Annotated in this window: 18 protein-coding genes and 1 pseudogene; 8 read left to right on the top strand and 11 right to left on the bottom strand. The window is 40.5% G+C overall.

The features are described from left to right. On the top strand, positions 1-1353 hold a 1353-nt coding region (locus tag HWQ43_RS04855; RefSeq protein WP_292730842.1), incomplete at its 5' end, for a reverse transcriptase domain-containing protein. Between the two features lie 121 nt (positions 1354-1474). Here HWQ43_RS04855 and HWQ43_RS04850 read toward each other — a convergent pair. From HWQ43_RS04850 to HWQ43_RS04825, 6 genes and pseudogenes are all read right to left on the bottom strand, one after another. Next, positions 1475-1965 (bottom strand): annotated as a pseudogene (locus HWQ43_RS04850) (hypothetical protein). Positions 1966-1986: 21 nt separating this feature from the next. Then, a complete protein-coding gene (locus HWQ43_RS04845) occupies positions 1987-2334 on the bottom strand; it encodes a cupin domain-containing protein (protein WP_292730840.1) in 348 nt (115 codons plus the stop codon). A 119-nt stretch (positions 2335-2453) separates the two neighbouring features. Beyond that, the gene (locus HWQ43_RS04840) at positions 2454-3230 is read right to left on the bottom strand and encodes a class I SAM-dependent methyltransferase (protein WP_292730838.1); all 777 of its coding nucleotides are present in this window, start codon (positions 3228-3230) and stop codon (positions 2454-2456) included. 83 nt (positions 3231-3313) lie between these two features. Continuing rightward, entirely contained in the window at positions 3314-3853 is a 540-nt protein-coding gene (locus HWQ43_RS04835) for a GNAT family protein (RefSeq protein ID WP_292730837.1), read from the bottom strand. A gap of 302 nt (positions 3854-4155) precedes the next feature. Continuing rightward, positions 4156-5022, bottom strand: coding sequence for an aldo/keto reductase (locus HWQ43_RS04830; RefSeq protein WP_292730835.1), 867 nt, complete (start codon positions 5020-5022; stop codon positions 4156-4158). 274 nt (positions 5023-5296) lie between these two features. Beyond that, positions 5297-5497: a heavy-metal-associated domain-containing protein gene (locus HWQ43_RS04825; RefSeq protein ID WP_099104264.1), complete on the bottom strand. Its 201-nt coding sequence runs from the start codon at positions 5495-5497 to the stop codon at positions 5297-5299. Positions 5498-6378: 881 nt separating this feature from the next. Here HWQ43_RS04825 and HWQ43_RS04820 point away from each other — a divergent pair. Then, entirely contained in the window at positions 6379-6642 is a 264-nt protein-coding gene (locus HWQ43_RS04820) for a DUF3146 family protein (protein WP_118171445.1), read from the top strand. A 54-nt stretch (positions 6643-6696) separates the two neighbouring features. Here the strand turns inward: HWQ43_RS04820 and HWQ43_RS04815 are convergent, their stop codons facing one another. The 3 genes from HWQ43_RS04815 to ntcA form a co-directional block, all read right to left on the bottom strand. Further along, positions 6697-7152 (bottom strand): Holliday junction resolvase RuvX, encoded by a 456-nt coding sequence (locus HWQ43_RS04815; RefSeq protein WP_292730828.1) that lies wholly within the window; start codon positions 7150-7152, stop codon positions 6697-6699. Between the two features lie 150 nt (positions 7153-7302). Further along, positions 7303-8793 carry a DUF3084 domain-containing protein gene (locus HWQ43_RS04810; protein ID WP_292730826.1) on the bottom strand — a complete coding sequence of 497 codons (1491 nt, stop codon included), beginning with the start codon at positions 8791-8793 and terminating at the stop codon, positions 7303-7305. 168 nt (positions 8794-8961) lie between these two features. Beyond that, the gene (gene ntcA / locus HWQ43_RS04805; RefSeq protein ID WP_094347373.1) at positions 8962-9633 is read right to left on the bottom strand and encodes a global nitrogen regulator NtcA; all 672 of its coding nucleotides are present in this window, start codon (positions 9631-9633) and stop codon (positions 8962-8964) included. Positions 9634-10012: 379 nt separating this feature from the next. On the opposite strand from ntcA, the gene fabI reads away from it, so the two are divergent. The 6 genes from fabI (at position 10013) to HWQ43_RS04775 (ending at position 17204) form a co-directional block, all read left to right on the top strand. Next, a complete protein-coding gene (fabI, locus tag HWQ43_RS04800; RefSeq protein WP_292730824.1) occupies positions 10013-10789 on the top strand; it encodes an enoyl-ACP reductase FabI in 777 nt (258 codons plus the stop codon). A gap of 95 nt (positions 10790-10884) precedes the next feature. Beyond that, a complete protein-coding gene (hisB, locus tag HWQ43_RS04795; RefSeq protein WP_292730822.1) occupies positions 10885-11526 on the top strand; it encodes an imidazoleglycerol-phosphate dehydratase HisB in 642 nt (213 codons plus the stop codon). A gap of 262 nt (positions 11527-11788) precedes the next feature. After that, positions 11789-12772, top strand: coding sequence for an ABC transporter ATP-binding protein (locus tag HWQ43_RS04790; protein WP_292730820.1), 984 nt, complete (start codon positions 11789-11791; stop codon positions 12770-12772). Positions 12773-13271: 499 nt separating this feature from the next. Then, on the top strand, positions 13272-14726 hold the full coding sequence (locus HWQ43_RS04785; RefSeq protein ID WP_292730818.1) for an SLBB domain-containing protein: 1455 nt from the start codon (positions 13272-13274) through the stop codon (positions 14724-14726). Between the two features lie 837 nt (positions 14727-15563). Next, complete coding sequence (locus HWQ43_RS04780; protein WP_292730816.1) at positions 15564-16940, top strand: right-handed parallel beta-helix repeat-containing protein; 1377 nt, start codon at positions 15564-15566, stop codon at positions 16938-16940. 60 nt (positions 16941-17000) lie between these two features. Then, positions 17001-17204, top strand: coding sequence for a hypothetical protein (locus tag HWQ43_RS04775; RefSeq protein ID WP_292730814.1), 204 nt, complete (start codon positions 17001-17003; stop codon positions 17202-17204). A 241-nt stretch (positions 17205-17445) separates the two neighbouring features. Here the strand turns inward: HWQ43_RS04775 and HWQ43_RS04770 are convergent, their stop codons facing one another. Next, entirely contained in the window at positions 17446-19674 is a 2229-nt protein-coding gene (locus HWQ43_RS04770) for a polysaccharide biosynthesis tyrosine autokinase (protein ID WP_292730812.1), read from the bottom strand. A gap of 653 nt (positions 19675-20327) precedes the next feature. Further along, positions 20328-21524: a glycosyltransferase family 4 protein gene (locus HWQ43_RS04765; RefSeq protein WP_292730810.1), complete on the bottom strand. Its 1197-nt coding sequence runs from the start codon at positions 21522-21524 to the stop codon at positions 20328-20330. Between the last annotated feature and the right edge of the window lie 159 nt (positions 21525-21683).

The raw sequence follows: 21683 nt of genomic DNA, 5'->3' as shown, positions 1-21683 counted from the left end.
GATGGTAAGAAATCCCTCTCATTTGAAGAACGCTTCAACCTTGAAGAACTACTGAGAATGAATAGTGGAAATTGGAAACATCAAGGACTAAGGGAAATCCCCATCCCCAAAAAGGACGGAACTACCAGAATGCTTAAAATACCTACCATCGCGGATAGAGCTTGGCAATGCCTCGCAAAATATGCACTCGAACCAGCACACGAAGCCACTTTCCACGCCAGGAGTTACGGATTCAGAACTGGGCGCTCTGCCCATGATGCACAAAAGTACATCTTTGAAAACCTTAGATCCCAGTCCAATGGAATAGAAAAACGAGTTATAGAACTCGATATCGAGAAGTGCTTCGACAGGATTAATCACTCAGCAATAATGGACGAACTCATTGCTCCAAAAGGCTTAAAACTCGGTATCTTCCGATACCTCAAGGCAGGGGTAAATCCAGAATTTCCTGAACAAGGAACCCCACAAGGGGGAGTGGTCAGCCCCTTACTAGCAAATATTGCACTCAACGGGATTGAGAGTATGCACAGATACCACTACAACTACAAACTAGGTAGCGAGGTACACGACAAGACCCCAAATAAGTCAATCATAGAACCATCAATCCGGTATGCGGATGACATGGTTATTATACTCCGACCCGAAGATGATGCGACAGAGATACTTGAAAGAATCAGCGAGTTCCTCCGCAAACGCGGAATGAATGTAAGCCAAAAGAAAACCAAAGTTACCGCCGCGACAGATGGGTTTGATTTCCTCGGCTGGCACTTCAAAGTCCAGAAAAACGGAAAGTTCAGAAGCATCCCCTCAGTGGACAACTTCAAAGCATTCCGTAAGAAAGTAAAACACATCGTCAACAACTCGAATTATGGTGCTACCACAAAGGCTGAGAAATTAGCCCCGGTAGTTAGAGGTTGGAGAAATTACCATAAGTTCTGCAAGATGGACGGGTCAAAGTTATCACTTTGGTTCATGAGCCACAGAGCCTACACGGTATTCAACAAGGAAACCAAGCAAAACCGCTACTCTAGCAAGGAATTACTAGACAAGGCATTCCCAGCAGTTCCCTACTCCGAAAATAAACACGTCAAAGTCAAAGGAGTAAAATCCCCCTATGACGGAGATACAGCCTACTGGAGCGAACGTAATAGTAAGCTCTACGACGGTGAAACCTCTAAAGCCCTTAAGAAGCAAAACCATAAATGTGCATCCTGCGGCTTAAAGTTCATCGATGAAGAGCGGGTTCACCTGCATCACATCGACGGAAATCACGCCAACTGGAAGAAAAATAATCTTGAAGCAACTCATGAGAGTTGCCACGATTACAAACACATGAGCAAAAGCGCAAGCTGAGAACATCGGAAGCTGGGTGCGGTGAAAGTCGCACGCCCAGATTTAACAGAGAGGTGCCCCGGATAATACCGGGCATCGACTCTACCGATTAGTCAGGGCGTACAGATGTACGCCCAGCAATTCAGACTGCTACAGATGCTCTATCTTGTTCGCGTGCAGCAACAACTAAAACTAAACATAGAGCCGCGATCGCTTTTTGCCATTCCTGCCGAATTTGCGCATCTTCGACACCAAGGATATCCCTATCAAGCGAGGAACAGAAGCTTCTAAAGCCAGACGAGGTACTGGACGGTGTAACTCAACTAAATGAGTTAAACTTTCTTGATTATGGACGAAACCAATTACCCATGTTGTTGTGTGATCGGGACTATCAGGAACCCGCTTTACTCCCAACTCATTTTTTAGCCAGTTATAAAAAGGTGGTAATTCCTTAGCTAAAACTCCTCCTGCTGTGGGCAAGGTTTTCTTAAGCAAATTGGTATCTAAGCTGTTTAATTCTTGTTGCAATCCAGGTGAATTGAGAACTTCAGTTAAAGGTTGTGATAGTATTTTTTCCAACTGAGTTTCAGAAAAGTTTAAATTTTTAGCAAAAGTTAAAAGTAGCGATTTCATTTTTTTAGACTCCAAAATTAACTAATTTTTATCTGTGACTTTCTCGGAAAGGGTGAGTAGAAATGTTAGGTTTTCTTCAGCTTTTAAAGCATGAGGTGCCTTAGCAAGCATCAATACGAAAACACCAGGTTCAAGTACAATATCTTCTCCCGATAAAGTGAGTAGACCTCTGCCATCAATTACATTGATGGTGGCATTCCGAATAGAGGTATGCTCAGAAATATCAGTGTTAGCTGCTAGGCAAAATAAAGTGTATTGACAAGCGTTATCTTTCAGCAGTACTTTGCTGAAAACTCCCGCACTGGGATATTCAATTTGTTCTCGGAGTTGAGTAATGAAAGATGGAGTAGTTGTGATTGAATTGGTCATAGTATTTTGAGATGATGAATCGTAAAAAAGACACAAACTAAGTCTGTTACCCAGATATAAAGTATGTTTTACTGCTGTTAGCGCAGCGGGGCGTAGCCCATTCTGAATTCTGCTGTACGTTACTGGGCAACAGCACACAAAACTATGTAGCCTAATTCGTGTTGGTATTTATGAAAAACTTGGTGAATTTCTAAAACCCGCTTGCGGATATCTCTCTGTGTTAAGATATTCCACAAAATTCGAGTTGTGTTGAAAAAACCTTCATCTTGAAATATCCGCCCTAAATTCAATAAATTCATTGAGTCAGTTTGGCATTTCTCTACTTGCAATCCTGCTGTTGCAAAAGCCGTAGTCCAGTTGGATTCTGATAGCGGCGTAGAATTAACTAGAATTACTCGTGCTAAGTCAACCCGAATTTGTTCTTCTTTGTCATTGGCTAACAGTTCATGGGAGAGAAATTTACCTCCCGGTTTGAGTCGATTATGAATTTCAGCTAAAATCTTGGCTTTTCCCAATGGGGATTGCATTGTGAGAATGGCTTCTGCCAATACATAATCAAACTTTCCTGGGATTGCTTCTAGGTTGAAAATATTACCTTCAATTATTTCGACTTGATTTTCTAACCCAGCAGCGCAGATATTAGTACGCGCACAAGCTACACTATCAGGATTTTTTTCAATGCCTACTACTTTGACATGGTACTTTTTTGCTAAAGCGATCGCACTATATCCAAAGCTAGAACCTAGCTCTAAAACTGTCTCTCCAGGCTGAAAGTTTGCCCACTGAAATAGTTTTTCGGTGGCTATTCGTCCACCAGGACGGAGATATTTTTTACCCGCAGCTGCTAAGACTTCGTGTCCGGTAGCTGTTTGGAAATTGAGGATAGTGTTGGTCATGTCTGTGACCCTCTTAACTTGTCTTACCCTCAATTTCTCAGTAATTTATGATATTGTCTCTGAGGTAGCTCATAGAAGCAGTATTAGTTCGCTTTCCATTCGTGGTCAAGGATAGCGTAAAGAAAGTTGTCGTACCATCTGCCTTTGATTAACTCTTTTTCCCGCAGATGACCCTCACGACGCATACCAATTTTTTCTAATACCTTTACAGAAGCAACATTCTCTGAAACACACCAAGACCAGATCCGATGCATTCTCAATTCTTCAAAGCCGAACTTTAAAATTTCTTGTGCTGCTTCTGTTGCATAACCTTGTCCCCAATATTGAGTATTTAGTTCATAGCCGATATTTGCTTCTCGCATTTCCGGGTCATTTACACGGATGCCACAATTGCCAATCAGCCGATTTTGTTCTTTGAGGACAACAGCTAACTGAAACTTAGTCCGAGGTTGCTCTTTTTGCTGATCGATAAACACCTGGATAAATTCGCAAACATCTTTCTGTGTGCGTTGTGTCCAGTAGTTGTAACGCAAGTACAAAGGATCGGATTGATAGGTAAAAACTGCCTGCCAGTCTGTCTCTATAAAATCACGCATTAGCAAGCGGTGTGTTTCTAATATCATGTGTTTTTTATAGGCCAATACAGTTCAGTTAAGCAATTTTTTCCTTCTCTTTCTTCTATCTGCGTCCTCTGCGCCTTGGCGGTTCGTTAAAAAATTGACTTGGATAACAGAGTTTTAGCCTTAACTGAACCGTATTGTTTTATAGGCAAGTTTTACCACATTTACGTTAGCCAGTAGAATAATTGGCGTTGCTAAATTTAGGTATGAAAATCGTTTTGCGTGATTTCAAAATTTTTGTAAAAACGTTACATTGCAACGCCTTTATACTCAGATCCATACATTTAATTACCAACGCCGAATAATTAAGTTGCCCGATCAATTTTTTGCACTTCTTCATCAGATAGTTTCACATTGATGGCTTGTGTTGAGTCTTCAATACTAGAAACCTTGCTAGCACCAGGAATAGGCAAAATAGCAGCTGACTTAGAACGCAACCACGCTAAGACGATATTATATACCGACACGCCTTTTTCTTTAGCTAATTTAGCGATCGCAGAAATATCTTGCAAGTCCTGATGGCGACGCCTACCACCAAATGGACTCCAAGGTAAAAAAGTCAATCCTTGCTGTTCGCAATACTTTAATACACCGTCATTTTCTGGCTGTCGTTGCCAAGGGCTGTATTGATTCTGCACCGAGACAATATCCACGACATCCCGCGCCCGCTTAATTTGTTCAACGGAAAAGTTAGAAACTCCCACAAACCGAATCAAACCAGCCTCTACTGCTTCTTTAACTGGTGCAAGGGATTCTTCAATAGTGTAATTAGTATCGGGAGAATGATATTGCCATACATCGATGGGTTTCGCACCACCCAATGCCTCAAAACTGATTCGAATTGTTTGGCGCAAATGTTCTGGGTTGCCGTTGCTTGTCCAGTTACCATCGGGACGCATCAACCCGCCCTTAGTTGCTACAATCACTTGGCTAACATCGCCTTTGTAACTACTAAGTGCCTTGTGAATTAGCTGTTCATTGTGGTGCTTATCTGACTCATCTTTGCAGTAAGAATCGGCAGTGTCAATAAATGTAATACCCAAATCCAAGGCACGATGAATAACTTGGATTGATTGTGATTCAGGAGGGCGATTAGAAATTGACATGGGCATACCACCCAAACCAATCGCACTTACAAAGATACCAGTTTTTCCTAGCTGTTTGGTTTCCATGCTTTTAACTATAGCTTTCTGACCCAATTATCTATCAGTTAGTTATTCATCATAAATCCTCCCTAGTACTTAGACTTGAGGAGAAGTGAATTTAATTTTTATTGATGCTTACCAATATTTATATACTTTTGCCATGCTGTCAGAGAAGGAATAGTTACAATCGAGTAGACTAACTTATTAATATTTACGCCCGCAAATCGGACGTAAATATCATTAATTAATTGTGCTGGCTGAATTATTTCCTCTAAATTTTTTAGAAAATTTAGAAATTTAATTAATAGCCCTCTATAGTATAACCAGCAGATTGAACCATCTGTTTAATTGACTCTTCAGAAGCCGCAGCATCTACAGTTACAGTTTTAGTATCAACATTTACATCTACTTTGGCATCAGATTCCATAGTCAGAATAGATTTAGTTATTTTCTTGGCGCACTCATCACCTTTAATATCTGGAACTTTCAATTGAATTGCCATTACTTACCTCATTACGTAAACTGGAAATTACCTTTAATAAATATAATATCGATTTGAAGAGTGAGCGCACATCTTACTTGAGTTAGGGAATTGAACATCACAAAAATAGTAACAACTAATAGTTATATCTAAATCATTATTGACAAATTATTTAGGCAGCAAAACTAAAATAAAATACCAAAATATATAAAGTTATTTATGAAAATGCACTTAGTGCTACTAACTTATAAAAAGCCGCTCGTTTAGTTTCTTATGAAGACTCCACCAGACATTCTCTCTGTTTTTCTAGGCGTTGCTGTTCGACATAGTTGTTCTTGTAGCACAGCCCGATCGTACAAGCGTCTATACGTAATTCACGAAACCTTTTTATCTGTAGTTTTTAATTTATTGTATGCTTCAGGTACTTTTGCCCAACATTTGAAGTACATATAGATTCAAAAAACAGCTATCTTGCGGCATAAATATACTGTGGGCTTCGCAACAAAGACTTTCAGCGACACAATTATGATAAGAATGTTAGACACAGCTAATTTGGGTATTTAAGCTAGAGAACGATTCCTGAAATGTACCAGTAGTTGAAATGCGATCGCTTAAAGCAACGAAAAATTAGCATTTATCGTTTGATTTATTTGCCAATCTCTATGACGAACTATGACTCTCGAAGTAAGACTCGCTAACGCTTCTCTATAAGACGCTACGCCTAGCTTGCTTAAGCTATAGGTGATGCGCGATTTCAGGATGCTGAAGTCATCTTGCTTATAAACACAACCTAGTCAACTACAAATACCCACTTTGTCAGTTTGTCTAATTAAGATATGTTTGGTAAATAAAATAAATAGCCTACATCATCGGCTGTTATTCCACACTTGACATAAAGCATTGTGAGTGCAAAACGTCTGCCAGAAACCATTGCCCATGTCAGAATTACCCGCCAATCCTGGCAACACGGCTTCCTAGAAGGTGAAGTGAATGCGGGTGAGTTTGAGTGGCATTTCCAGTGGCATTTTCGCCGGGGAGAACTTGCCGTCAAGCCTTCCCAAGGTCGCGCCTTAATCAAAGAACCCCTCGGTCGATTTTTGGAGCAACAAGATTATCAGCTAGAGCCTGGAGGAGACTATGCTTTTACGATTCGGGCGGAACTTTAAAAGTAAAAAGTAAAAAGTTAGGAGTTAGGAGTTAGGAGTTAACGATCTAATTCCTCACTCCTGACTGCTTAGTGTTGATTCCGTGAGGCGATTTAAGTATCTTTCGATTAAGAGGATGGCAACAATGTCATCTATAGGTCTTGGTGGCTGTCGTAGACCCTGTGGCAATAGCTTGATTAGCCCTTTGGGCGGGAACATTTGCCAATAGCGATCGCGTGCTTCTAAGGTTGTGTAGCGCTCATCCACTAAGATAATACTCAGCGGTTCTGTCAATTCTTGATATAATTTCTGTCTCCACTGTTTGGCTGTAGTTTGGTCGCCCATGACCATCAAAGAGATCGGAAACCTTTGACGCAGTGTTTCAATAGTAGCGATCGCCTCTTTTGCTAACACCACCTGATGATAATACAGTTGCCGATCCAGTCCCATCACCGCTAAACCACACTTATCTCGACCTGGATCAAACCCCAAGATGACTGGTTGCGTTGGCGAAAATTCACGGAAATTCATAATAAATTAAAAATTAAAAATTAGAAATGTGCCTTTATAGGAATCTTGCTAGGCGTAGTGTCTGCTAAATAAAAAATGCAGCTACAGCAACTATTTTGACTGCTGTTCAATATGTTTAAATCTTACTAATAACAGTGTGCAAATAATTTTTTAAGTACTAAAAATAATTTTTCCGTTAACTATTGCCACCAATTTTACTCTCAATGGCCCGGCTGTATAAGTATCCTCTGCTGCGATCGCTTTGATCTCCAAGGGTTGATTATACTGTCTTAGTTGGCTGACAAAGCGCAGAAAAGTCCCCTCTACTTGCACATTTTCGACAATTCCGGCATTACGGGCACGAAATTGGGAAGCAGAAATTAGTATTTCTAACCGCTGCTGTAACTGATAAGATGTCATAGTTTTGGAATCAGCAGTAGTTGTGGCTAGCACCGCGCCTCCCGAAAAAACCAGTTGATTCTGGGCTGTATCCGCGAAAAATTCTATCTGCTTTTCTCCCCTGACGTAATTACCAGCAGAGAAAATTCGCACGACGTATTCTTTACCATCCTCAATCTGCTTGCTTAATTGATCGACCCTATCCTGGGTTACGCGCAGTAGCTCTACATTTGCCGGATTTGCACCAGGCTCGCTTAATTCGAAGTTGGCGTTGCGATTGGCTTCTTGTAAAAGTTGTATCACTGCCTGACGAGCCGCAGCAGGTTGAGTAACACGAATTACAGCAGCGGACAAAACTTGACCACGAACTAAGGCCAGCTTACCCAAACGTAGGTCGCGGTAGGACTGATAATATTTTTCCAGCCTGGCAACTTCTTGTTCTAGTTCCTCCTGTTGTGCTTCCAATTCTTTGAGGCGCGATTCCCGTTTGGCAATCACTTGCTCTCGTGCTGCAACTTCTACATTACGTTTTTGAATTAGTTGATCCAATTGGGCAATTTTTTGATCGCGCTGTTCTATGGCTTCTTGACGGTTGGCAAGTTCGCGATCGCGTTTTTCAATTGCTGTTTTGGCTTCGTCAATGGCTTTTTTAGCTTCCGCATAAAGCCGTTGACGTTCTGTCTTCAGTAGTTCAACTGCCGCCTGTAGTGCCTTTCTCTGGTCGTAAACGCTTTGCAATTCAGCTATGGCTTTTTGATATTGAGTTACAACTCGATCTAGCTGACCTTGAGTGCGTTGGAGTTGAGTTTGGGTTTGGGCTTGTTGACTAATTGTGCGGTTTAACTGAGCTTGTGTTTGCCTCTGTTTAGCATTTGCCGCCTGCAAGGATTGATTAATTGCCTGCAAGTCTTGTTGTGCCTTTGCTTGGGCAATTCTTGCCTGGTTTAGCTCACCCTCTACCTGACTTTTCTGAGTTTCTGCGGTTTTTAGCTGTTCCCGCTTCTGTCTGAGGTCTGTTTGAATATCTTCTAACTCAAAGACTCCTTTTCGTAAGCCTTCATCGGCAGCGAATAAAATCCCTAAAGTTGATGCTGAAATTAAACCACCAGTAAAAATTGTTACTAGTACGGCAGTGTTTTTTGGACGAAGCTTAAAAAGTGAGAGGCGGGCTTTGCCAACTCGTGTGCCGATGCGATCGCCAACGGTGGCAATTACGCCTCCCAGAATCAAAATTGCTGCGATGAGGATGTATCCGGTGGTCATCTTTAGCTACCGAAATCCTTCCAGATACAGCCTACTACTTTTAAGCATTCTCTGTGGAGAAGTGGAAATTGGCAATAGCTGAAATTATTCAATTTTAGATTTACCTCTAGCTATTAGTGTCATTTTTCAAAATACAACACGCGCCGATTCCCCTTTCTCCAATTGTTTTTATGTGAACTGTCTACTTAAGGTAACAGGTTTATGCACAGTAATCTTCTTTTTGTGGATAGAAATCATCTTTTTCTCACGCAAATCTCCCAATAGCCTAGTAACGGTAACACGAGTTGAACCAATTGCCTCTGCGATCGCTTGATGAGATAATTTCAAATCAATAGTGATCCCATCTGCACAAGGAACGCCAAAATCTCGACAAAGAATTAACAAAAAACTTACCAACCTAGAACCCATATCTCGGTGGGCGAGAGTTTCAATCATCATCTCTGTTTGTAAAATTCGCGAAGACAGACCTCGCAGCATTAACATTGATAATTCTGGATTTTCCTTGAGTGCTAGCTCCACTTGTTCAATTGGTGCCGACAGTAATTCCACAGGAGTAAACGCAACCGCATGGTAAAACCGATCCGACTTATTTCCTGTCAGCAATGACAATACACCAAAAACACTATTTTCCCGCAGCAACGCTACCGTTATTTCCTCTCCTGCCTCGTACACCCTGGAAAGTTTAACAGCACCTTTCAAAAGAAAATAAACTCGTTCGGCAGGATCGCCAGGAAAAAAGATCGTTTTATTGCGTTCAAACGTTTCCACAACTGGCGGAAACGCCCCGGTCGCCATCTGACGAAAAACATTTGCTAGGGCTTTATCTTGTGTCACGATCATCTCCCTTCCCCTACCCAATGCCGGAAAAACAAAAACTGATTACCTAAGAATACACCCGAAAAATGAATAAAGCACCGTCAACCTTTCTGTACTTTCCTATACTCAAACTAATCTCTTCATAACTCTTTGTTTATAATGATACATAATTGTTGATCCTTTCAGCTACAACTTGTTGATAAGTAGTTCCAATAGCTGTATTCAAAAGGTTTTTTGAAGAACAAATAAAGATATCTTGAGAATATCTTTATAAAAAATCAAGATTTTTGTCACAGCAAACACCCTTATCAATATTCATTTTTGTCAATCCTGTATAAAACAAAGACAAAACGTGCCTCAGATTCTAGTATGCTCCTAATGATCGATCGCATTAACAATTTCTATGCTAAATCTGACTGGAAAAAATGCCCTTGTTACAGGTATTGCCAATAACCGCTCGATCGCCTGGGGCATCGCTCAACAGCTGCATAAAGCTGGAGCAAACCTGGGTATTACCTACCTGCCGGATGAACGCGGCAAAATGGAGAAAAAAGTTGCGGAATTGGTAGAACCCCTCAACCCGAGCTTATTTCTTCCCTGTAATGTCCAAGATGAATACCAAATTAAATCTACTTTTGAGACAATCCGCGAACAGTGGGGAAAGCTAGATATCCTCATTCATTGTCTGGCCTTTGCCAGCAAAGACGATTTGAGTGGAGATTTTAGCCAAACTTCTCGTTCTGGCTTCAACACCGCTTTAGAAATCAGTACCTACTCGCTAGTGCAGTTAAGTGGTGCAGCGAAACCTTTGATGACGGAGGGAGGTAGCATCGTCACCCTGACATATTTAGGTGGTGTTAGAGCAATCCCCAACTACAACGTCATGGGAGTTGCTAAGGCGGGGTTAGAAATGAGTGTGCGTTACCTAGCTGCTGAACTAGGGCCACAAAATATCCGCGTCAATGCCATCTCCGCAGGTCCCATCCGTACTTTGGCATCTTCAGCAGTGGGTGGGATTTTGGATATGATTCATCATGTAGAAGAAGTAGCTCCCCTACGACGCACCGTCACTCAGCTAGAAGTAGGCAACGCTGCGGCTTTCTTGTGTAGTAATTTGTCCAGCGGCATTACCGGACAAATTCTCTATGTAGATGCAGGATATGAAATTATGGGAATGTGACGCGATAAAGTTAGGAGTTAGGAGTGAGGAGTTAAGAGTTATAAATTTTTAACTCATAACTCATAACTCCTAACTTTTAACTCTTTCCACTCCCCATGCAAACAACCAATCGCCAAGTTAATTCAAACTACGATCGCTTAACTGAAACCCCTCGGATTGCCACTGTTCACCGCACCACTGGTGAAACTAATGTGCAAGTTACCATCAACCTGGATGGTAGAGGAACTTGCACAGCAGCAACAGGTATTCCGTTTTTGGATCACATGTTGCATCAAATTGCCTCCCACGGGCTGATTGATATAGATGTCCAAGCCAAGGGAGACTGGGAAATTGACGATCATCACACCAACGAAGATGTAGGCATTACTTTAGGGCAAGCTTTTAACCAAGCATTAGGCGACAGAAAAGGTATTGTCCGCTTTGGTAATTTTCTTGCACCACTAGACGAAGCCTTAGTTCAGGTAGCGCTAGACTTTTCTGGACGGCCTCACCTCAGCTACGGGTTGCAAATTCCTACTCAGCGGGTAGGAACCTATGACACCCAACTGGTGCGAGAATTTTTTGTGGCATTGGTGAACCATAGTCAAATGACACTGCACATTCGACAACTGGATGGCATTAATTCCCATCACATCATTGAAGCGACATTTAAAGCTTTTGCAAGAGCAACACGGCTAGCGGTGGAAATTGACCCTCGACGTGCTGGCTTAATTCCCAGTTCTAAGGGAGTTCTATGAAAGGAGTCAAATTGGGCATTGGGCATTGGGCATTGAAAAGAGGCAGAGGGGCAGAGGGGAGAAAACTTACTATAACTTCTCTTCTCCTCTGCTCCCCTGCCTTCCCTGCTCCCCTGCCTCCCCTGCTCACTGCTCCCTGCTCCCTTGCTTCTTCCCCAGTCCCCAATTTCAGATAATTGACACACAGCTTGGTGATGGTTATTATCAGCCTACCGGGTAATTTTTAATTAATACCAAGCTGATAAATAGTGATTTAACCGAGATGAAGTCTGTTGCAGATGACCGTAATTCTCACCCTAATACGATAGACACTCCGCCAGTAGTTCTAACTTCTGAGTTGCGAAAAGTCTATCGCACTGGTTTTTGGCTAAATCAAAAAGTCGTATCTCTCAAAAACTGTTCTTTAACGGTTTACCAAGGCGAAACCTTTGGGTTGCTGGGGCCTAACGGTGCTGGTAAAACCACCCTTTTAAAATTATTGCTGGGAATTATTCATCCCACCTCTGGAAGAGGATTATTGTTGGGTAAACCCATAGGCGATCGCAATGTTAAGCAACATATCGGCTATCTACCAGAAAATCCCTATCTGTATGACTATCTCACTGGCTGGGAATTTTTGCAGTTAGCCGCTGGGTTATTCCAAATTCCCCAAAGTGTCCAACGCCAGCGCATTCCCCAATTACTGGAATTAGTGGGTTTATCCCAAGCCGATGCCCGTAAAAAGCTGCTGCGTCGCTATTCCAAAGGAATGCTACAGCGTGTTGGTATGGCACAGGCGCTAATTAACGAGCCAGATTTAGTTTTTCTGGATGAACCAATGTCTGGTCTCGATCCGGTGGGACGCTACCAAATGCGAGAAATTATCCTGGCGCTCAAAGCTGCTGGTAAGACGATTTTTTTTAACAGCCACATTCTGAGTGAAGTAGAACAGATTTGCGATCGCATTGCCATCCTCGCTCAAGGTGAACTAATTTGCTCTGGTTCCCTCAATGAACTCTTAGGCGGAAAAAACACATATCACGTCAAAGGTCAAGGTGGTGACTGGGAAATTCTCAAAAAATGGATACCCACTCTCATCTTTGAGCCTGATGGTTCCTGGCACGGTACACTACAAGATGATTATTATGATTTTCTTGCCAGTCTTCGTCTTATGGAAGGTAAAATTATCGCCATGAACTTATCGCGTCACTCTCTAGAAGAATTTTTTATTCAACAAATCCAAAGAAAAAACAACTCCTTGAATTAGTCTTGTTGCCAAATAGTAAATTGTCGACTGCCTTAAAGAACAAAACCCAAAATTCTGCTTTTTTGAGTTCTCTTTGTCCAACGCAACCTACAAAAAATAAAATTCCGACATCTTTGGAAGGTTATTTGTATTTATTTAATGAACTTGTTCCTAATTTTAGTAGTCCCCTACTACTCATTGAATATTTTAAATGTCATCAAATTAACTCGGACAAGAAAAATTTATTTGTGACTACTTGATTGTTGGCTAACAGAGAGTTTCTTGTAGAAACTGGGTTTATTTGCGTAAATCCTATATTTTTTGATATTACTCTATTCAAGCAACATTAACTTTAAGCTAACTTCACTAAAAATTTAAGTTCAATAAACAAATTTCCTCCGGAAAATCACACTTTTCTAGGAAAATAAGAGTGTCGGGTAACTTGAATACTTAGGTATAGTCAAAATAAAAATGTTAAGACAGTACTTTATTGATCGTAGTTTCAGAGTCTCAGGTAAATATGCTTAACAAAAGTTTGTTTAAATTCCTAATTCAGCCAGCTGTAGGTATGGCTTTGTTAACTGCTGTCAATGTTGCTGTGTCATCTGCCAGTCTAGCTCAGGGACAAACATTACCACCAACTACACAAACACAATTAGATACTAATTATTCATTAGGAGGCGGCGATCTCATCCGTGTAAATGTATTTGAAGTCCCTGAATATACAGGTGAATACCAAATTCCCCCAGGTGGAGCAATCAACTTACCTTTAATTGGCAGTGTGTCAGTACTAGGGCTAACAACTGAACAAGCTTCTGACGAAATAGCTAGAAGATATGCTCGCTTCCTCAAACGTCCCTTGATCTCAGTCAATCTATTATCGCCTCGTCCCATCAATATTTTCGTTGCTGGAGAGGTGACACGTCCTGGAGCTTACACTCTAAGCTTGAGCGGAGGCGCTGGGAACAATCCAGGCGTACAATACCCCACTGTATTAGCCGCATTAACAACAGCACAGGGAGTGACTTTAGCTGCGGATGTGACTCAAGTTCAATTACGGCGTAGAATAGGACGTTCTTCAGAGCAAGCTGTCACCCTCAATTTGAAAGAACTCATTCAAACAGGCAAGTTATCGCAGGATATTACCTTGCGGGATGGAGACACTATAGTTGTGCCAACAGCAACCAACTTCAACGTCGCAGAATCTCGCAATATATTTGCATCCAACTTTGCCGCCAGTCAAACCACACCCCGCACAGTAACAATTATTGGTGAAGTTAACCGTCCTGGTTCGTATCTTGTCACCCCAGGTAATACAGATAGCCAAGTGGGCGCAACCCCTAACAGTGGCACTGCCAGTCCCACTGGTTTACCAAATGTGACACGGGTAATTCAATTAGCTGGCGGAATTACAGCACAAGCTGATGTGCGTAATCTCAAGCTACGCCGACCTACAAGAACTGGCTCAGAACAATCTATAGATATTAATCTTTGGCAACTTTTACAGAGCGGTGATGCCAATCAAGACATCATTGTGCAAGACGGAGATACGATTGTTATTCCGACGGCAACTGAAATTAACCCCGCAGAAGCAACTCAATTAGCTACCACTACTTTATCTCCTACACGGATTCAGGTTGGTGTGGTAGGCGAAGTTAAAAAACCAGGTCTAACAGACGTTCAGCCAAATAGCTCTTTAAATCAAGCTATACTCGCTGCTGGCGGATTTAATGATGCCAGAGCTAGTAGTAAGGCTGTTGATTTGATTCGCCTCAACCCTAATGGTTCTGTCACTAAACGTATAGTAAAAGTGGATTTCTCCGCTGGGATTAATGAGCAAACTAATCCCATACTCCGCAATAATGACGTTGTAGTAGTCAACCGATCTGGTTCAGCTAAGACTGGCGATACCGTCAACACTATAACTGGGCCTCTAGGTGTTATCTTTAATCTTTTGAACTTATTCGGACTCTAGTTTAAGAGATAGATGCAAATTGGGGGCGTTGGCCAACCCTCTTCGTCCCTAAAATTGCACTATCCTTTAATCAAAAGCAAGTTATACATAGCAAACGCTTCAAAAGGCATCGCTTTTTGCAAATTGTGTTTTATAGCAGCTTATAGCAGTTTCATAGTGTTAGGACAAGTCTGCTATAAATACTCTGACAGCCGCTCTCTTCTAATTTGCCAATATTCTAAGCTATCTGACTACTTATATATATCCGTCATTATAGTAATTTTAAGTAATATTACTCATAGAGAAATACTGGAAACTTTAAAACTCTTACTCTAACTTCATAATCTGCATTGATAGGCTTTTGAAATCTTTATTGTAGGTACTCGGATTTCTTATGATAATGAGAATATTTTAGAAACCAGATTCCGCAAATACTACTCTATAACTGATTTTTAGTCATCTAGTGATTCTTATTATCATAAGAATTATTTAAGTAAATTAACTAATTGATGACAGATATACTATTTTAACCACAGATACCGCGTATACACAGTAGAATGATGTCGAATTGGAAATGACGCCATTTGTACGGTTGCTTGGTGTTCATGAATAGGGTAACTCTGGATACTGATATTTTTTATTCAGTGATTCTATCAGATGTTTGCGATTTTTTGGAACACAAGCTCAAAAGGTGGTTCAGCCATATTTAGGCAAAAATGCGCAGGTTTAAACCTATAAAACCGTGTATAAACTTACCAGTGGCAGTGATACGACCATATCCAATACTGGGTTATTAACTAAGGCTAGAGTTACTGACCGTTAACGACTGAGTTTTTGCAACATACCCTATTTTTCCCTATGATGATTCATGGTTTCGGTTTTCTCAGTTTGAGCGCATCTCTTGTACTTCCCTGGGCATTAACAGGTCTGGTTCAAGGACAGAGAATAACACAGTCTTTATTTAAAGATGTTCCTCAGCCATCCACTGTTCAGGAAATACCACTACCTAACCGCAAGCTGATCAGTCGTATTTCAACTGCGACAACATACTATGTTAGTGGTAACGGAAACGACAGAAATAGCGGACTCTCTACCTCATCCGCTTTTAGGACACTTCAAAGGGCAGCAAACCTTACTAATCCTGGCGACACGGTACTTATTATGAACGGACAATACAAGAATGGGCCCAAAGATGGGGCTGTACTAGGTATTAGACGTTCTGGAACTGCAAATGCATGGATTAAATATAAAGCATATCCTGGGCATTTTCCAAAAATTCAGCACAATACATGGAGTGGTATCTCGATTTCAAATGGAGCTTCATATATCGAGATTAACGGGCTGGAGGTCGTAGGGAACAATGCTAATATCACCCTTTCTTATGCGTTAAGTCAGAAGTATAACAGATCAAATCCGCTTACTAACGGAAGTTGCATAAGCATTGAAGGAGGAAACAAAGGTCGTTCTCATCACATAAATATTCTCAACAACAAAGTGCATGATTGTGGAGGAGCAGGTATCTCAGCAATCCAAACTGATTATGTGAAAGTGGATAATAACACTGTTTTCAATAACTCTTGGTACACACTTTATGGTTGCAGTGGCATTTCCATGCTTAATAATTGGAGCTCTGACAACAACCAGGGATACAAGATATTTGTGACCAATAACAGGAGCTACAACAATCGAATGTACGTTCCTTGGATTGAAGCCGGAAAGATCACAGATGGTAATGGCATTATTGTTGATGTTTCAAAAGGATATAGAGGACGGGTTTTAATTGCTAACAATCTCACCTACAAGAATGGCGGTTCAGGTATTCATTCCCATGATAGTCAGAATGTCGATATTATCAACAACACGGCATATTTTAATCAGCAAAGTCCAGATGTTAAAAAAAAGGGAAAGGGCGAAATTTATGCGGGTTATTCATCTAATGTCAAAATTTTCAACAACATCATGTATCCTTCCCCTGGTAATGCTGCGAATAGCAATATGAAAAATGTCAACGTCAATTATAACTACAATGTTTATCCCAATAATTCGACGATCAAGATTACAGGATCTAACGATATGATTGCAGATCCACAGTTTGTTAATGCCTCAGCTCGTGACTTTAGATTGAAATCAACAAGTCCGGCAATTAATAGTGGTTTAAAGTGGAAGGATGTGCCAGAAGATATTCAAGGCAAACTTCGTGTGTCTCCCGATAGAGGAGCATACGAAATGCGGTAGTAGTTAAAAGTACGCCATTGGGTTGTATGGTAAAGTTCTTATTTATACATACATATTTGTTTGTCTACAACCCAATTGGAAACGGGCGAGGAAGAGCCACAAGGTAAAAAAATATCCTATAGCTCGATCGCAGAAACAAGCAGAATACAGATGCGGGAATTATGTGTGGCTACTGGAGAAATAGACCTGAAGTATTTAGATGAATCAGATTTTGTTCATGGAGTTACTTTCGAGGCAAGGAAAAATCCTAATAAACCCAATTAAAGTGGAGTGGCAACACCTGAAGAAATCGGACTACCAATCCTGAGAATTATCTATAGCTCCTAATATAGCTTTTCCTATACTGGTAAAGCATATACCTTATCTTATCTAGGATCACTATATAATTCTAAGTCCGGCTAATTGATTATTATTTAAAACTTCTTGCGTCTTAGCGTCAGTCTTTATTAATAAATATTTATCCGGACTTGATGTAACTCCTAAAATGATTGATTTTTTGGAAGCTTTATTTCTTTGCCAATCCCTTAAGCTCTTTTGTCAACTCTCTTGGTTTAAAATACTCGTGAGAATGATATCGATAACTACTAGATTCATTTTTATCAATGACTCCATTAACTACTAAACCTAGAACGTTGTAATTGGATCTCTCTAATATCTCTTGAGCAGCATTAGCACTGTTGGAATCAATTACTCCAGGTCGCGCTACTAACAAAATACCATCAGTCATTTGGCTTAAAGTCAAAGCATCGGCCGCCAAAAGCAGTGGAGGGGCATCAATAATTACAAAGTCATACTTGTAATGAGATGAGAAACTCTCAATGAGTGATGCCATCCGTTTTGAGTCAAGCAAAGCAAGTGGGTTGGGAGGTCTAACCCCAGCAGTTAAAACATCAAGGTTGTCCATTACCTTAGATACGGCAATTTCAAATTCAGCCTGACCTACAAGAACCTCACTCAAACCAACTTCATTGGTTAGTTCCCAGAGATGATGCTGAGAAGGAACTCGCATATCTGCATCGATTAGTAAAACTTGACGTCCTAGTTGAGCGATCGCTGCTGCTAAATTAGCTGAAACTGTAGACTTGCCTTCTTTAGGAACTGCACTAGTTATCACAATGGTTTTGAGCAAATTATCTGAACTTAAGAATTTCAGATTTGCTTGAATCATCCGGTACATTTCACTCGTTAAAGAGTGGGGAGTATCCCTGACGGCGACTGTTTGATATGTGGATTCTGCATTTGAATAACGGGAACGAAGCTTTTTAACAGATAAAGGAACAATTCCTAGCAAAGTATATCGAAATACATCTCTAATTTCTTTAAGTGTTTTTAGAGATCTATCTCTCATAGCGAGAAAGAGTACAGTTGTGGTGGCAAAAAATAAACCGAACATGACTCCTAGCACCAAAACAATTATTGTTTTAGTTAATGTAGGATCTTTGGGCACTAAAGCCTGAGCAATAATTCGAGAACTAGGGGCATTTGTATTTTCAACTAACTGTAATTCTTGAACCTTTTTCAAGAGAGTTTGATAGGTCGATTCTGCAACTTCAACTTTCCGTTCTAACTCCCGCTGGTTTTGTGCCAGTTGGGGTATGAGTTTCACTCGCTGTTCGTAGCTGACGCGAGAATTATATAGAGAGGAGAGTCTTTGAGTTAACCCAAAACGTTGTATTTCTGATTGCAGAAAGTTTTGTATCAGGCTTTGTCTGAGTTCTCCAATCTGCAATAGGCTCTGGGGAACTTGTGTTTGATTGCCAACAGTCTGACCAACTTGCTGTTGCAGGAGAGATTTTAAATTAGCCTTTTTTGCTTCTAGGTTAATAATTATAGGGTTGTCATCTAGAAAACGGCTGCGCTCAACCGCTAGCTGGCGATCGGTCTCTTGGAGTTGTGTAAGAATTCCCTGTACTGCTGGTGACTGACTGAGGGCACTCACAGCGATCGCTTCTTGAGAATTTAGCTCTACTTTCTGCCGCAGTTCATTGGTTTGAGCATTTACCTCATCTAGTTGAGCCTTGACAGTATTCATCTCATTATCTAGATTTCCAATAGTCGCAACAGCTGATCTTGTCTCCTCTGATAAATCTGCAATCTGATGCTTTTGTTTAAATATACGTAGCGCTACTTCTGCATTATTAACAGCAGCTTGAGTTGTAGGAAGTTGCTTGGCCATAAACTGACGAGCTGCTCCTGCCTCAGAGCGATTTGTCAGAATATCATTTTCTAAGTAAAACCTCATAATTGTGTTGACTACTGCCGCTGCTTCTTCAGGATTGTGACTTTTATAAGAAATACGCAATACATCTGTCCCACCAATAACTTTTAAGTTCAGGAGTTTTAGTAGTTTTTTTACCTCGAGAGGTTCACCATCGTTGTCTTTAAGTTGTAGTTTGTCTATTGTCCGTTGTAATAAAGCTGGGGAAGAAATAACTTCTATCTGACTGCTTATGGGATTTTGAGTTGCTACCAATGGTTTCAAATCTCCTGCGTCTCCTCCTTCAGAGGTATCAGGGTAAAGATTATTGCCTGCGACTTTAAAACTGGGAACCCTAAATAAAAGTTTTCCTTCCGCTTCATAATCTGGCTTCAGAAATTGTGTAGATATGGCACTCAGAATAACTGTCGCCACAAATACACTGAAAGCCGGTAGCCACCATCGTTTCAATATCAACAAGTAACGATTAAGGTCTAAATCAATAGATTCTCTAGATTCCATAGATTTTTCTGACATAAATCTTCCCAAGTACAGGTCTTAAGCAAGAAACTAAAAATTGACTTATAACAGGCACAAACCAGTGCAATTGACAATACTGATTATGTATAATTTTACAATATAAAATATAGCATATACCAATAGGGTTCAGTTAAAGCTTAACTGTTTATCAAAATCATTATCATTTTTTTAACGAACCGCCAAAGAAGCAAAGAAAACAAGCAAGAAGTGCTTAACTGAACTGTATTGCAGTATAGAGTATTTAAGTTAAAATTTAGTTCCTATTTCTTACAAATGTGTAACGGTGGCTAGTATACCTTTATTGCAACTTTGTTAATTTTGGGATTTGAGGTGAGTTAAGTACGTCCTAACTATAACTGCCATCCCATAATCAACCCTTTAGTAACAGGACGTTCAATTAAAAGTTTTTTTCATTACCTATCAACCATTAATAATTCAAATTTATTTCTGGATTATCAAAGGCTTGATTTTTTCCTCGGATATTATACGGCTATATTCCTTGTCCGATCAACTATCTTAGGCAAAGCCAAAATTTCAAGTTCAAGTAAAAAACTTGACCTTTAGTCAATTTGTAATTTTTGACCATAAACATCTACTTATTACTCAACCCACTTACTTAATATAGTAATTCTGAAAGTTTGGCAAAGTAGCTATCTACTTTGCCAAACTTTATCGTAAGCATCTAACAGTTTTGGAGCTTGATATTGCCATTCAAGAATCTCCTCCATTCTGCGTCGCCCCTCGGCTCCGATCTTGTCTCTGTGTTCAGGAGAATCTAGAAGTTCCAAAATTTTCTCGGCAAATTCCACCTCATCGTTAGGCTTTGCATAAAGAGATGCTTCTTGTGCAGAACGTCTTCCCTCTCGCAAATCAAACTGGACAATTGCTTTTCCCATTGCCATGTATTCAAGGATTTTATTCATGGTGCAATTTTCGTTATAAGCAGATGTTGGAGAAGGTTCTACACACACGTCGCAGCTGGAAAGCCGCTCTAAAAGTTCTTCACCTTGCTTAAACCCTGTAAATTCTACAAACTCATTCACTTCTAACTCTTTAGATAAGTCCTTGAGCTTTTCTGCCATAGGTCCACTACCAATTAGCATAAAGTGAATATCAGAGCGATTTTTTTTGTGGACGATGTAATATACCATTCTTAGGAGATAATCAATACCCTCTGGTTCTCCCATGACACCCATGTAACCTATCAAGTAGTTTCTACCTCTACGGTAATTGGGGTTTGGAGGCATTCGGCGAAAGCGCGAAAGATCCGGCGCACTACGAACTACAAATACTTTCTCTGGTTTCTTATGCCCACGCTTAAGAGCCACCTCTCGGTGTGACTCGTTCGTTGAAATTACCATATCTGCTGTGGCATAGGTCAAGCGTTCAGCCCAGCGTAATCCATGATAAAAAATATCGCGCCGCCGATACTTAGCTTCATACATTTCCGGACTGAGGTCATGATGATCGAAGATGATAGATATACCATGAAATAATTTAAACCATGCTGCTACCAAGAAAAGTAAATCGGGTGGATTACAAATATGTATGACATCAAAACCACGCTCTCGCCATACCCTTTGAGCTAGACGGAATTGCCAGTTAATCGCCCAACTGTACTCTCGGAGATAGCCAATGACAGAACTTTCTTCCGGTGGTAGAGGATGACGGTAAATATGAATCTGCTCAATAATTTCGTAATCTTTATCAAAGCCATTGCCTGTAGGTGAAATTACGCTAACTTCATACCCGGCTTTTTGCAAAGTAGTTGCTTCCATCCATACCCGTCTATCAAAGGGAACTGGAAGATTTTCAACGATAATTAGTACTTTCTTCGGTGATGCCATAATAATTTCAATTTTTAATTAGTTTCGTAAGTAATTATTCACTCACTCAGTAAAATGGTCAAAACCCATAATTTGTGGGTGATAGGCAGGGAAATGTGAAACGTTACTTTAGTAAAACACTCACTTTTCAAGTCTAAAATATACCTTATTTATGTAACC

Source organism: Nostoc sp. JL31, assembly GCF_017114965.1.
GTDB lineage: Bacteria > Cyanobacteriota > Cyanobacteriia > Cyanobacteriales > Nostocaceae > Nostoc > Nostoc punctiforme_A.
This window is presented reverse-complemented; position numbering and strand designations above follow the sequence as displayed.

Excerpts from the sequence above, each read along its gene's own strand:
- HWQ43_RS04845 (WP_292730840.1), bottom strand. The coding sequence starts at position 2,334 with ATGACCAATTCAATCACAACTACTCCATCTTTCATTACTCAACTCCGA.
- HWQ43_RS04840 (WP_292730838.1), bottom strand. The coding sequence starts at position 3,230 with ATGACCAACACTATCCTCAATTTCCAAACAGCTACCGGACACGAAGTC.
- HWQ43_RS04835 (WP_292730837.1), bottom strand. The coding sequence starts at position 3,853 with ATGATATTAGAAACACACCGCTTGCTAATGCGTGATTTTATAGAGACA.
- HWQ43_RS04830 (WP_292730835.1), bottom strand. The coding sequence starts at position 5,022 with ATGGAAACCAAACAGCTAGGAAAAACTGGTATCTTTGTAAGTGCGATT.
- HWQ43_RS04825 (WP_099104264.1), bottom strand. The coding sequence starts at position 5,497 with ATGGCAATTCAATTGAAAGTTCCAGATATTAAAGGTGATGAGTGCGCC.
- HWQ43_RS04815 (WP_292730828.1), bottom strand. The coding sequence starts at position 7,152 with ATGAATTTCCGTGAATTTTCGCCAACGCAACCAGTCATCTTGGGGTTT.
- HWQ43_RS04810 (WP_292730826.1), bottom strand. The coding sequence starts at position 8,793 with ATGACCACCGGATACATCCTCATCGCAGCAATTTTGATTCTGGGAGGC.
- ntcA (WP_094347373.1), bottom strand. The coding sequence starts at position 9,633 with ATGATCGTGACACAAGATAAAGCCCTAGCAAATGTTTTTCGTCAGATG.
- fabI (WP_292730824.1), top strand. The coding sequence starts at position 10,013 with ATGCTAAATCTGACTGGAAAAAATGCCCTTGTTACAGGTATTGCCAAT.
- hisB (WP_292730822.1), top strand. The coding sequence starts at position 10,885 with ATGCAAACAACCAATCGCCAAGTTAATTCAAACTACGATCGCTTAACT.
- HWQ43_RS04790 (WP_292730820.1), top strand. The coding sequence starts at position 11,789 with ATGAAGTCTGTTGCAGATGACCGTAATTCTCACCCTAATACGATAGAC.
- HWQ43_RS04785 (WP_292730818.1), top strand. The coding sequence starts at position 13,272 with ATGCTTAACAAAAGTTTGTTTAAATTCCTAATTCAGCCAGCTGTAGGT.
- HWQ43_RS04780 (WP_292730816.1), top strand. The coding sequence starts at position 15,564 with ATGATGATTCATGGTTTCGGTTTTCTCAGTTTGAGCGCATCTCTTGTA.
- HWQ43_RS04770 (WP_292730812.1), bottom strand. The coding sequence starts at position 19,674 with ATGTCAGAAAAATCTATGGAATCTAGAGAATCTATTGATTTAGACCTT.
- HWQ43_RS04765 (WP_292730810.1), bottom strand. The coding sequence starts at position 21,524 with ATGGCATCACCGAAGAAAGTACTAATTATCGTTGAAAATCTTCCAGTT.